This is a genomic window from Photorhabdus caribbeanensis, from assembly GCF_018448885.1.
GTDB classification, from domain to species: Bacteria; Pseudomonadota; Gammaproteobacteria; order Enterobacterales; family Enterobacteriaceae; genus Photorhabdus; species Photorhabdus caribbeanensis.
The window spans coordinates 121,540-134,883 of record NZ_RCWB01000012.1 but is presented as its reverse complement, the minus strand read 5'-3'; the positions used below and the strand labels follow the sequence as shown (position 1 = coordinate 134,883).

The window sequence follows — 13,344 nt, the reverse complement described above, 5'->3', positions numbered from 1 at the left end:
GGTTACTGTCCGGCTGATTTGGCAGATTATTCGGGTCAAGTACCGTCAGCCCTGCCAGCGTATTCTCACCCAGCGCATCACGCCCGACTTTATCCGCCAGCAAAATAGCGGGGGCCGCATCGGTCAGGATATGTGCCAGACGCTCACCGGTATAGACCGGATCCAGCGGCACATAAGCGCCACCGGCTTTCAGTACGGCTAATACCCCCACCACCATTGCCGGTGAACGTGACACGCAAACCGCCACCCGTTGGTCCGGCGTAACGCCCAACGCGATCAGTTGATGCGCCAGACGATTGGCACGAGTATTAAGCTCGGCATAGCTGAGGATCTGTTCTTCATACACCAGTGCTGTGGCATCTGGACTTTTCTTTGTCCATTGTTCAAACAGTCGGTGAATACAACCGTGATCTGGATACGACGTTTCGGTTGCATTCCAGGTTTCCAACAACAGCTTTTTCTCCGCTGCCGGCAAGATATTCAGTGTTCGTATCGGTGTCCCCGGACGCTGCTCAAGAGCCTGCGCCAGACTTTCCAGCGCCTGTTGCATATAACCGCATACTCGTTCCGGCTCAAACGGCTGCACTACCTGAGCGGTCAATCCCAAAGTAGATCCACCGTCCTCTACTGACAGCACAAACGGATAGTTGGTTCGTTCCTGTGCACCAAGGAATTCAATACCTGGCACCTCTTTACTTAGAAGCGTCGGTTGATCATTATGTCGATAGTTCAGCAAAGCACTGAAGAGCGGAGTTTCCCTTGGCACCCTACTGCAACGTTGAGCCAATGCCAGTGACATATGTTCATGATTTAGCAATTCCGCCAGCCGGGTATGCGCAACCTGTACACTGTCCTGTACTGAAGCATCATTTATATCCAGTCGTAACGGCAAGGTATTGATAAACAGCCCCATGCCGCTGTCAGCGCCTTGCCCGGCCTGCATCCGCCCAAACAACACGGTGCCGAACACCACTTTCGCCTGTCCGCTGGTATGTGACAACACCTGTGCCCAGGCCAGATGGCACAAAGTCGCCAAACTGACGCCCAGACGCCGAGCCTGACTGCGCAGTCGGTCATTCAACGTAGCGGGTAGCATCCGGTACGATTCCGTCACCTGAGAACCATCCCGATGGACCTCCGTCAACCCGAATGGCAGCGTCGGTTGATCCACCTCAGCCAACATCTCAGTAAAGAAGCGGGTATGCTCGGCTTGACTCACCCCTAACCGGGCCTGAGCCACCAAATTGCGGAAAGGGACCGGCACAGGTAAGTTCCCTTCCTGTCCGGCAAGATAAGCCTGAATTTCACCTCTCATCACTTCCAGCGTTGTATGGTCGCCAATTAGGTGATGCAGCAATTGCAGTACGCTCCAACGCCCATCCTCCTCCTGCGCTACCGCAAAGTGCAATAAGGGTGCTTGGTTCAAATCAAGGCGATGATGATGTAAGTCAAAATGTTGAGCTAACTGATCACGGACCGGCCCGTCAACCGGGTCTAATGTCAGCTCAGTGACTGATAGTTGAGCCTGACGCCAAACCACTTGGGCCGGCTCTGATAATCCTTGCCAAACAAAAGCGGTACGTAGAATATCGTGGCGATTAACCACCTGTTGGACTGCCACTAAATAGCTGTCCAACAGGGCGCGGTCAGCAAAAGTCATTTGGCTAACAAATAGATACGGATCACCTTTATTCGCCAACAGATGGTGGAACAGAATTCCATCCTGCAACGGTGACAAACCATAAATATCCTGAATATTGGCAACCCCACCCGGTACCTGCGCCACAATATGGTCAATCTCAGACTGAGTTAGATCAATCAACGGCAACATTTCAGGTGTAAGTGCCGTGGTTGTCGAGGTAATAACATCCGCCGGCACCAATAACGTCTGTGATTGCCCTACTGTTTGGGCAAATTCAGATAACACTGGAGATTGAAATAAATCACGCACTGCCAACGTCAGTCCAGCATGACGCAGACGTTCACCCATCCGCACCGCAAGCAATGAATGGCCGCCCAAGGCAAAGAAACTGTCGTGCCGACTGATCTGTTCAATACCCAATAATTCGCTCCAGACAGCGGCCAATAAGGTTTCTATCTCCCCTTGCGGCGCTGCATAAACCTGACGGGCAAAGGCTTCCGCCCCCGGCGTTGGCAATGCCCGGCGATCCAGTTTGCCGTTTGGCGTCAACGGCAAGGTATCCAAGCGCACAAAGGCTGCTGGCACCATATAATCCGGCAAAATGGCACTCAAATAGACACGCAAGCTGTTAACCAACCGGTCATCCACTTCTGCCACCACATAAGCCACCAACCGTTTATCCTGACCATCGCCCAGAGCCAGCACCAGAGCTTCACTCACCGCCGGATGTTCCAGCAATCGGGCTTCAATTTCCCCCGGTTCAATGCGGAAACCCCGGATTTTCACCTGCTGGTCATTACGGCCCAGAAATTCCAGATTGCCGTCTGGCAAGTAGCGGGCCAAATCCCCGGTCCGGTACAGGCGAGCATCCGGCTTATCACTAAACGGATCTGCTAGAAAACGTTCCGCAGTCAAATCAGGGCGGTTGAGATAGCCTCGCGTTACCCCGACACCGCCAATATAGAGCTCTCCAACCGCGCCTAACGGCACTGGCTGGCCATCAGTATTCAGCAAATAAACCTGTGTGTTAGCTGTCGGACGCCCAATAGCAATGACGCCCTCAGTGTAGTCTGACGGACAACGCCAGGTGGCCGCACATACCGTGATTTCCGTCGGGCCATACGCATTAAACACCGTTGCCCGACGACTCAATGCCTGAAGCAGCGTTGCGCTGGGTGCCTCACCACCGAGTATCAACGTCGGTCTTATCGTCATTTCCGGTAAATCGGTCCCCTCCCGGAGCAGGGCCGGGGTCAGACAAGCATGGGTTATCGCCTGCTCTTCCAGATAATGCCAAAGATAGCGGGGCTCCTGACGAACCGTATCGGCAGGGATCGACAAAATGGCCCCACTGCACAATGCCATCATGGTTTCCCAGACACTGGCATCAAAGCCAAATGAAGCAAACTGCAACATCCGGCTACCCGGATGAATATCAAACTGAACGATTTTTTCCTGAATCAGGTTAACCAGCCCACGATGTTCGACCATTACTCCCTTTGGTATGCCAGTCGAACCGGAGGTATAAATCACATACGCCAAATGGCGTGGGGTTAATGCCGGTACTTGCGGATTGCTATCCGGCTGATTTGGTAATGAATTTGGGTCCAGTACAGTCAACTCCGCCAGTACTTTTTCGCCTAACGCGGCATATCCAGTATTATCCGCCAGCACAATAGCCGGCGCAGCATCGGTTAAAATATGAACCAGACGTTCCCCCGGATAAGCCGGATCTAGCGGTACATAGGCGCCACCCGCTTTCAGTACTGCCAGCAGCCCCACTATCCGCGCTGGTGAACTCGCAACGCAAATTGCCACCCGCTGCTCTGGTGCGACTCCCAACGTAATCAGTTGATGCGCCAGCCGATTAGCACGGGCATTTAATTCGGCATAGTTGAGAATGCGTTCTTCATACACCAGCGCTGTAGCGTCAGGGGTCTTCTCCACCTGTTGTTCAAACAACTGGTGAATACATGACCGGCCAGGATATACCGTTTCAGTCGCGTTCCAGGTTTCCAGCAGCAATTTGCGTTCAGCCTCAGACAACAAATTAAGCTGCCAGACGGGAATGTCATCACCCTCTCCTGCCGATGAGGCCAACACCTGTAAATGTTCACTCATTCGCTGAACCGCTTCCGTCTTCAAACGAGTTACGTCGTAGAGCCAGCGAAAACCACCTTGAGTATTGATTTGGAGCGTTAGCAATTCACCTAACGCATTCTGCTCCCACGATTTGTCATCTGGTATGAAAGAGACGGCAACTTGCCACAGGTAGCTTGTTGTTAATGCCGGAATAGCACACAGCGAAGGGGAACGAGAAAGGAGATCACGACAAAATGTACGATGCTGCGCCAACCGTGCAAGTTCATCATCCATCCAGTTCACTACCGCATACCACGGCTGATCAAATTCCACCTTAATACTCATTGGCACTACCGGCGCCAAAACAGACAACACATCCGATTCATCCTTTACCCTATCCACACACCAACCGATTTGGAACTCGGTCTGATGAGTCAAACGTGCAAGATAAATAGCGAATGTTTGTAACAGTGTCTGTATCGGGGTTTTATCACCATTTCTTAATAGCGGAGGTTGCCAGGCACTCAACACCCATTCAGGTTCTGTTGACTCCCCGACTGGTTTGATTTCGAAAGGTAATTGGAAGGGCAGAAAAGAGGCAAGACGCTCACGCCAGAATAATTCACTGGGTGCCAATGTCTGGAGGGTATTTTTTACATTCTCAGCTTGTTGTGAAGAAAGCAGAGGCAGCTGCTTGCCTAGTCCAAGTTCTGATATATCAGCAAGTTCCCCAGAGGACAGTAATTTTCCCTCAAGCGTGGCGAAACCACCGATTCGAACATCCTCACTTCCGGTTGTTACCTGCCAAGCATCCTCCTCTATCGCAATCAACGTACCGGGAGCTCCCCCAGAATAGTGTTTCAGCCGTTGAAGCCAAGAAATTCGCACTGTGCCCCATTTCAGTAACAGCTTCGGGCAACCCAGTGGATTTAAATAATTCTCGCCAAAATCTAACGCCCGCACTAAAGCTGAAAGTGCCTCACCCGTCTGCTGCCAACACAGATATCCCCCACCATCGGGACGACGAGACTGAGTATAAAAACTCCGTTGTGTCAAATCCTGCGGATAAGTTACCAACTTGTCCTGCTCAAGAGCCCGAAGCAGTTTGATAAATCCTTCTTGAGCCGCTTGATAGCATTTCAGATTCAATGAAAACGCATTATCGTGCTCCTCAATAGATACCGGACATTGCACGGCAATATCACCGGTATCCACACCCGCCTCAATGCAATGCCATGAAACGGCGTAATGTGTCTCCCGCGCTAACAGTGCCCAAGAAGTTGCATGACTGCCCGCATAACGTGGCAAAGGGCTATTGTGATAATTAAAAGCACCGCAGCGAATCTGCTCAATCAGCGAGATCGGCAGGATAATCGGATTAACAATTGAGAAAAGCCAGTCTACAGGGTGTTGTGCAATTTGCGCTTGTAATGCTTCAACAGAGTTCACACAAACTATCCCTTGCCGGACAGCCCATGTTTGCAGAACGATATCGGTAGTCAGTATTGTATGTATCGTATGTCCGGCCGCCTGAATTTGTTCAGCACAGAATATTGCAAGGGTCGTTCCCCCGACCACGACGCAATGACGTGGCAAAGCAGGTATATTCTTTACGTTATTGGTTATATTTTCTGGTGCCTGAGAGAGAAGTTCGTTTTTAAGGATACTTTCCGCGTTTTTAGTAATGCTATCTTTCATCTACTACCTCAATAAATCTGTTAGATATTTGGCAACTATCATTCTTGGCAATCATCACAAGTGTTTTTCTATTTTGTCCCACTTATCCCAGGCGGAATAAAAATGGGCACGATAAACATCAATTAAAATACTCAGGCAACGCTTTCTCTCTGGAGTTGGATGTAAATAACTTATTTATTAACAATTCTGTAATGATAGCTTTCCTAATAACGGGAAATGGTCATTCATGAAACGTAAATATATGTTCTATTTCATCCTTGTTTTTCGGATAAGCACTTTTTATTGACGCTTAATGCCATAGCTTAGACTAAAATCATCAACGACTATTAACATGAGAAAACTTCTATAATTTATTGAAAAATAACACCTCCCCTTCAAACAAGGAGCAGATGAAATGCCGCATCAAATACAATTTATTAAACATTTACAAAGACATCCCGTATATTTAATTACTTTAAAATATAAGTTCAGGCTAAAATTGATTTCAGCACATGTTTTTTCATGATAATAAATCGCTATAATTAATGTAAAAGTTAATTATCTTTCACCCCATAAGGAAATAATTTCTAATTAAAATCAATCTAACTATATTAGATTGTTATAATATAGCTGAGATCAACATTGGTGAAATACCGTATTGATTATTAAGCAACATATTCTAAGAGAGCCATTCTTTAGATAGATATGAATTATCGGATATCAAACGATATTTACCATCGCATGATGTAAATTGAAATGAGGTCTCATACCTTTTAGCTTGTAAACACCAGTGAACATATATATTAAAACCCCCTCCTCCACAATCAATATTAAAGGAGGGACATTTTATCTCCCAGAATCTACTACAGATTAAGAGCAAGTCTTTTACAGTTAAATTTAACAAAAACCGCTGTAAATCCTCGCCAATGCGAGGCTGTCGCAAATGGAATCGTCATTTTTATCAGTAACTCAATCTGCCAATACTAACGAACGATAAGCCTTTTTTACCTTCCATAAATAGCGTGGAGCCTGAGGTGCCGGATGATTATCCTGAACATACTGATAAAACTCATCCGGCGTCATGCGGTTTATTTTATTAACGGCTAATTGACGATCTGCGCTAAAAGTACGTAAAAGAGCACCCGCACCATTTACGTAAGCAACAATAGTGGCATAGTAAAGAGTCTCAGGGTTATCAATACCTGCCAAATGTTGTTCTTTCAGGATACTGATATAAGCAGTGCCAAGATCGATATTGGTTTTAGGATCTTTCAACTCACGAATTGTCGGCTGACCAAGACGCCCTTTCTGTCGATACACATCCCGCCCTGCGGTCGATGCTTTAATCTGCATAAGACCAATTGCATTCGATTTACTGACTGCATCAGGGCGAAAACCGGATTCAACTTGAATAATAGCTCTGATAAGCGTTTCATCTACGCCGTACCGATTGGATGCCTGTTGAATAAAGGTGTCAAAAGGCGTTGGCGGGAAAGAAGAAATTCTAGCTGTGTCGGCAGTATTGCTAAGCATACGTTGCTGACCGGACTGTTTACCCGCATTTGTTTGATGAGCATTTCTCTCTGCACAACCGACTAACAGCACGACCAGTGCCATAAAGCTCAGTCTTAATTTCACCCTATAATCCTCTGGATCAAATTTTACTAAAGCGCAGCATATACAATTTCGTTTACAATCTAAAAATATTTTTACTTAACTTTTCACTGTATTCATGTTCATATCATTATGGAATGACTGTCGCAACAATCGTTGTTTCCTAATTTTATAATCTTGACTTTACTTAAATGATATTGATAATCGTTATCATATACTTATAACAAGTAAGGTTTGAATTGATGAAAAAAAAACTCTCTCTGCTTTTACTTTCTCCTTCTGTATTGGGAATTATGCCGATTCTCTTATCCGTAATTCTGTTTAGTCATCAGGCATCCGCCGCCAAACAATTTAAAGTTGTCACGACCTTTACCATCATTCAAGATATCGCACAAAACGTAGCGGGTGATGCAGCGATTGTTGAATCAATTACTAAACCTGGCGCTGAAATCCATGATTACCAACCTACCCCCAAAGATATTATAAAATCTCAACATGCTGATTTGATCCTTTGGAATGGGCTAAATCTAGAACGCTGGTTTGAACGCTTCTTTGAAAACCTTAAAGATGTACCTGCCGTTGTTATTACTGACGGCATTGAACCACTACCTATCCGTGAAGGGCCGTACAATGGGAATCCTAATCCTCACGCCTGGATGTCGCCCACAAATGCTCTGGTCTATATTGAGAATATCCGCCAAGCATTTGTAAAATACGATCCTGAAAATGCAGAAATTTATAATAGGAATGCCAAAGCCTATGCTGAAAAAATCGCACAACTGGATTCTCCATTGAGAGAACGTCTTTCCCGTATTCCACAGGATCAACGTTGGTTAGTCACCAGCGAAGGGGCTTTTAGCTATTTGGCTAAAGATTACCAATTCAAGGAAGTTTACCTATGGCCAATCAATGCGGAAGAGCAAGGTTCACCACAACAAGTTCGTCATGTCATTGATACTGTAAGAGCAAATAAAATCCCCGTTGTGTTTAGCGAAAGTACCATTTCAGATAAACCAGCGAAACAAGTCAGTAAAGAAACCGATGCTCGTTATGGCGGCGTTCTGTATGTAGATTCACTCTCCGGCAGTGACGGCCCAGTACCAACTTATATTGATTTACTGAACAAAACTGTAGATACAATCGCAAAAGGATTTAATCAATGAATAGCAATATGCTGTTTGAACGTCCTCATTTAGTCGTTGATGACGCTACTGTGACTTATAACAATGGTCACACAGCTATTTATGATGCAAGTTTTTCTATCACTGGAGGAACTATTTGTGCGTTGGTGGGTATTAACGGTAGTGGTAAATCCACATTGTTTAAAACCATCATGGGGCTGGTAAACCCATCTCAGGGAAAAGTCACTTTGAGTGATATGCCAGTCAAAAATGCTTTGAAAAAAAATATCATTGCCTATGTCCCTCAAACAGAAGAAGTCGACTGGAACTTTCCAGTATTGGTTTCTGATGTCGTTATGATGGGCCGCTATGGGAAAATGGGATTCCTGAGAATCCCAAGTAAAAAAGATCACCAAGCGGTTGATAAAGCTCTTGAACGTGTCGGCTTAACAGCCCTACGCAACCGGCAAATTGGGGAACTCTCAGGCGGGCAAAAAAAACGGGTTTTTCTTGCAAGGGCTCTGGCTCAAGAAGGCAAAGTTCTATTACTAGATGAACCTTTCACTGGTGTTGATGTAAAAACGGAAAATGCCATCATTGACCTGTTGTGTGATTTACGTGATGAGGGCCATCTGGTTCTGGTTTCCACACATAACCTCGGTAGCGTGCCTGAATTCTGCGATCACGTTATCTTAATCAACCGGACTGTTCTGGCAAGCGGCCCAACAGAAACAACTTTCACCCAAAAAAATTTAGAGATGACTTTTGGTGGAGTGCTTCGTCATATTAATCTATCCGGCCCAGAATTACATGATGATGATGACCCACGCTCCTTAACTGTTATTACTGATGATGAACGCGCAGCCGTATTTTATGGTCATGATCACCATGTTCCACCGCGTCAGAGTCAGCATAAGGAGAAGCGTCAATCATGACAGAACTTTTGCTGCAACCTTTTCACTATAATTACATGGTAAAAGCCATCTGGGTTAGCGCCATCGTCGGTGCCGTCTGTGCCTTCCTTTCTTCCTACCTGATGCTAAAAGGCTGGTCATTGATGGGAGATGCTCTCTCTCACTCAGTTGTGCCTGGCGTCGCCGGTGCTTACGCATTAGGTCTGCCTTATGCAGGTGGCGCTTTTTTTACCGGAATGTTGGCCGCGCTATCTATGACTTTGGTTCGTCATATCACTCGTTTACGTGAAGATGCGGTAATCGGGTTCATTTTTTCCACTTTTTTTGCCGCCGGCTTGTTAATCGTTTCTCTCAATCCTACATCCGTTAACGTACAAACCATTATTTTCGGCAATATCCTTGGCATCGCTGATGAAGATGTTCTCCAAGTTGAAATCATTATCGCAATTTCATTTATCGTGCTCATGTTTATCTGGAAAGATTTGCTCATTGTCTTTTTTGATGAAACACATGCGCGCTCTATCGGCTTATCTCCTTTGCGGATGAAAATCATTTTTTTTACTTTATTGAGTGCTTGTACTGTCGCAGCTCTACAAACTGTCGGCGCTATTCTAGTGATTGCAATGGTAGTCACTCCAGGAGCAACAGCTTATTTATTAACTGACCGTTTTAAGCACCTGCTGATCATTGCTGTTGCTATTGGTTCCCTGACCAGCGCATTTGGCGCTTACCTAAGTTTCTTTCTTAACGGCGCTACTGGTGGTGTCATTGTCACGCTGCAAACCATTATTTTCCTACTAGCATTCTTCTTTGCACCAAAACATGGACTATTTGCTTCACGTATGCGTGCCAAAAAAGAATCCTCAGCATTGGCTCAGGAGACACAACCATGAATGAGTTAATACAGCTACTCACTGAGCCATTTATGTTCCCATTTATGCAACGGGCAATATTCGCCGCGATTGTAACAGGCGCAGTATGTGCAATACTCTCTTGTTATCTGGTTCTTAAAGGCTGGTCGTTAATGGGTGACGCTATTTCTCACGCTGTATTACCCGGTATTGTGCTGGCTTTCGCTGCCGGTATACCGCTGGCTATTGGCGCATTCCTTTCCGGTATCTTTTGTGCTGTTGCAACAGGATATCTGAAAGAACATAGCCGGATAAAAGAAGATACTGTCATGGGAATAGTCTTTTCAGGCATGTTTGCCTTTGGTTTAGTTCTTTTTGCCCGTATGGATACCGACCAACATCTGACTCATATTCTGTTCGGAAATATACTAGGTATCACTAAAGATGAGTTGAGTCAAACATTATGGATCACCGGTATCACTATGGCGGTAGTACTGCTAAAGCGCAAAGACTTCATGCTTTATTGTTTCGATCCGAACCAAGCACGTGTAGTAGGATTACCTGTTAAACTTTTGCATTACGGCTTGCTTTGCCTACTGTCCATGACCATCGTCGCTTCCCTGCAAGCGGTGGGAATGATTTTGGTTATTGCAATGTTAATATCGCCAGGAATTATCGCTTTCATGCTATGCCGCAGTTTTGACCGAATGTTAATTGTCGCTATCATTGCATCGGTCAGTTCCTGTGTCCTGGGTACTCTGATCAGTTTCCACATTGATGGCGCCACGGGGCCATGCATTGTTATTGTCCAAGCTATCTTCTTTACACTAGCACTGGCTTATAGTCAGATAAAACTTGTAAGAACAAAATCCAAACGTAAAACGTATCAATCTGCGCTACAAATCTCTAACGAACCCAACCAATAACAAAAAGGGTTATATCTGTTTTGAGATATAACCCTGCTAATCATCTTTTTTACCTGATCATATATTTTCTCTGACTATAATTGTTCATAAAGTAATTAACGACGTAGAGAGGTGAACCATGTGGCAAGCAGTAAATCGTTTGTTAAACGAACATTTCGGTGTTGCTGAAATTCACGATAAAACTGAGTTAGCCGGAGGGGATATCCACCAAGCTTGGCGAATCACACATGGAAAACGACAAGTTTTTGTCAAATCAAACCTGCGGGAAATGCTCCCTGTCTTCAAAGCAGAATCAGAACAACTTGAACTCTTGGCACGCAGCCAAACTATCCGTGTTCCAACTGTTTATGGTATTGGCAACACCCGCAACCATAGCTTTCTATTGCTTGAATTTCTGCCTTTAAAATCTTTTGACCCTCACAGTGCCTATTGCTTCGGTCAACAACTGGCAAAACTTCATCAATGGAGTGAGCAACCTCAGTTCGGCTTTGATTTTGACAATATGCTGGCAACGACACCACAACCCAATGGCTGGCAACGACGTTGGCACCAATTTTATGCGGAAAAGCGGGTTGGTTGGCAATTACAAATCGCAGCAGAAAAAAACATGATGTTTGGTGATATTGATAATATTGTTCAAGCCATAAGTAACAAACTTCAACACCATCAGCCACAACCCTCTCTTTTACATGGCGATCTCTGGCCAGCTAATTGCGCGTCACTAGATGATCAAGCGGTTGCCTTCGACCCTGCCTGTTATTGGGGAGATCGTGAATGTGATTTCGCTATGTTACCATTATACCCTGATTTACCGATGCAAATTTTCGATGGCTATCAGAGCGTATGGCCACTCCCTGCCAACTTTATCGAACGACAACCTGTGTATCAGCTCTATTATTTGCTTAATCGGTGTAATCTGTTTGGTGGTGATAATCTTACTGCGGTTCAAAATATTATTGATAATATTTTGACTGAAAATAGCTAATAAGTGGCTAATCAAGCTGCGAAACCCTTATTCCGCAGCTATAGCCAACCGGAGAACCTACCAGCCTAAGATTTTCAATAGAAAATAAAAAATTGCACCGATAATGACCGGTGAAATATATAAGATATAAATCTGACTGAACAGTGTATGACGAGGAAGTTTAATTTTTAATTCAATCTGTTCTCTTGTCAGTCCATTATTGCCTTTAGCTTTTTCAATAATAAGCTGATCTTCAATATTTTCGCGTACAAACTTCACTTGCCTGTACATACGTTGACCTGATGCATTCATAGCAAGGCCGAAAAAAATAAGAAAATAGATAATCAGGAAACCAAGTGTTGATCCAGTAAAATCAGCCAGACGATCAGGTGTTGGAGAATTTTTCCAGAAAAAATCCAGAAATGGGGTATTAAACCGCACCATTTCAGCCATCATTTTCAGCAAATCATCCAAAACAGCATTGATACCATCACCTTTAATACCATGCAACCAGGCAAGATTGATCACAGAAACAATGGTCGATAAAAGTGCCGGAATAAAAATCATCCAACCTAAAACTCGCTTAATAATAGCGATGTATCCGGCTTTTTGGTAAGTCATCGATACCCCTCATAGCAATCAGCAGATTTTATTTTTGGCTAATCATAGCCCATCAATCACCAAATTTAACTTTATATTTAATTAACTAAGGATTTCTTACCATGTTCCCATTCAGGAAAAGATTTCATCTACTGAGGTTGTTACAATCAGCTTTCGCTAACTGTCTGACCAGAGAGAGATACTAAATGTCTTTTCATTTACCAATAAAAGCGGCCATTTTTGATATGGACGGTTTACTGATTGACTCTGAACCCTATTGGACCCAAGGAGAAAAAGAAGTATTTAGTGAGTTAGGCTTGGATTTTTCTTTAGCAGAAAAACTACCAGATACTCTTGGACTACGGATTGACCAGGTTGTGGAACTTTGGTACCAAGCTTCTCCCTGGCAAGGGGCATCAAAATCAGAAGTGGAACAGCGAATTACTGACCATGTTATCAATTTGGTAAAAGAAAACCGGCCTTTACTCCCAGGTGTTGAATATGCTTTAAACCTTTGCCGCAAACAGGGACTGAAAATCGGCCTGGCCTCAGCCTCTCCACAATATATGTTGGAACAAGTGCTCGAAATGTTCAGCCTTGATCACTATTTTGATACCGTCGTTTCTGCTGCCAAATTACCTTACAGTAAACCCAATCCCGAAGTTTATTTGCGTGCCGCTGAACAATTGGATGTCGCTCCGATAAGTTGTGTAGCCCTGGAAGATTCATTTAATGGAATGATAGCAACGAAAGCTGCAAGAATGCGCTCAATCGTTGTGCCATCCGTTCATCACTTTGATGATCCCCGTTGGGCTCTAGCAGATATTAAACTTCATTCTCTCGAACAACTCACTGTAATAAATATCACCTGATTATAACTTTAACTGCCATCATTTGTGCCGATGGCAGTTTCTTAATTGTTTACATAATAGCCGTGGCGCTTATGTCTTATT

9 protein-coding genes are annotated in these 13,344 nt (G+C 44.7%); 6 read left to right on the top strand and 3 right to left on the bottom strand.

Going from position 1 to position 13,344, the window contains the following annotated elements:
* Together EAE90_RS10625 and EAE90_RS10620 are read right to left on the bottom strand one after the other, a co-directional pair.
* Nucleotides 1–5,422: non-ribosomal peptide synthetase (locus EAE90_RS10625; protein ID WP_214053463.1), on the bottom strand; the 5,422-nt coding region annotated here is incomplete at its 3' end.
* 948 nt (nucleotides 5,423–6,370) lie between these two features.
* Nucleotides 6,371–7,039 (bottom strand): transglycosylase SLT domain-containing protein, encoded by a 669-nt coding sequence (locus EAE90_RS10620; RefSeq protein ID WP_214053462.1) that lies wholly within the window; start codon nucleotides 7,037–7,039, stop codon nucleotides 6,371–6,373.
* A 218-nt stretch (nucleotides 7,040–7,257) separates the two neighbouring features.
* Between EAE90_RS10620 and EAE90_RS10615 the strand changes: the two genes are divergently transcribed.
* The 5 genes from EAE90_RS10615 to EAE90_RS10595 all read left to right on the top strand — a co-directional run bounded on the left by EAE90_RS10615 (nucleotide 7,258) and on the right by EAE90_RS10595 (nucleotide 11,812).
* The gene (locus EAE90_RS10615; RefSeq protein ID WP_422615989.1) at nucleotides 7,258–8,178 is read left to right on the top strand and encodes a metal ABC transporter substrate-binding protein; all 921 of its coding nucleotides are present in this window, start codon (nucleotides 7,258–7,260) and stop codon (nucleotides 8,176–8,178) included.
* The gene (locus EAE90_RS10610) at nucleotides 8,175–9,071 is read left to right on the top strand and encodes a manganese/iron ABC transporter ATP-binding protein (RefSeq protein WP_110086455.1); all 897 of its coding nucleotides are present in this window, start codon (nucleotides 8,175–8,177) and stop codon (nucleotides 9,069–9,071) included. Before EAE90_RS10615 ends, EAE90_RS10610 begins: the two co-directional genes overlap by 4 nt.
* Complete coding sequence (locus tag EAE90_RS10605) at nucleotides 9,068–9,943, top strand: metal ABC transporter permease (RefSeq protein ID WP_214053461.1); 876 nt, start codon at nucleotides 9,068–9,070, stop codon at nucleotides 9,941–9,943. The genes EAE90_RS10610 and EAE90_RS10605 overlap by 4 nt, the downstream gene beginning before the upstream one ends.
* Nucleotides 9,940–10,827, top strand: a complete 888-nt coding sequence (locus EAE90_RS10600) for a metal ABC transporter permease (RefSeq protein WP_214053460.1) — start codon at nucleotides 9,940–9,942, stop codon at nucleotides 10,825–10,827. Before EAE90_RS10605 ends, EAE90_RS10600 begins: the two co-directional genes overlap by 4 nt.
* 118 nt (nucleotides 10,828–10,945) lie before the next feature.
* Nucleotides 10,946–11,812 (top strand): fructosamine kinase family protein, encoded by an 867-nt coding sequence (locus EAE90_RS10595; protein ID WP_214053459.1) that lies wholly within the window; start codon nucleotides 10,946–10,948, stop codon nucleotides 11,810–11,812.
* A gap of 57 nt (nucleotides 11,813–11,869) precedes the next feature.
* Here EAE90_RS10595 and EAE90_RS10590 read toward each other — a convergent pair whose 3' ends face one another.
* Nucleotides 11,870–12,412 (bottom strand): YniB family protein, encoded by a 543-nt coding sequence (locus tag EAE90_RS10590; RefSeq protein ID WP_214053458.1) that lies wholly within the window; start codon nucleotides 12,410–12,412, stop codon nucleotides 11,870–11,872.
* Between the two features lie 185 nt (nucleotides 12,413–12,597).
* Here EAE90_RS10590 and hxpB point away from each other — a divergent pair, with 185 nt between their 5' ends.
* Nucleotides 12,598–13,263, top strand: coding sequence for a hexitol phosphatase HxpB (gene hxpB / locus EAE90_RS10585; protein WP_214053457.1), 666 nt, complete (start codon nucleotides 12,598–12,600; stop codon nucleotides 13,261–13,263).
* Nucleotides 13,264–13,344: the final 81 nt, after the last annotated feature.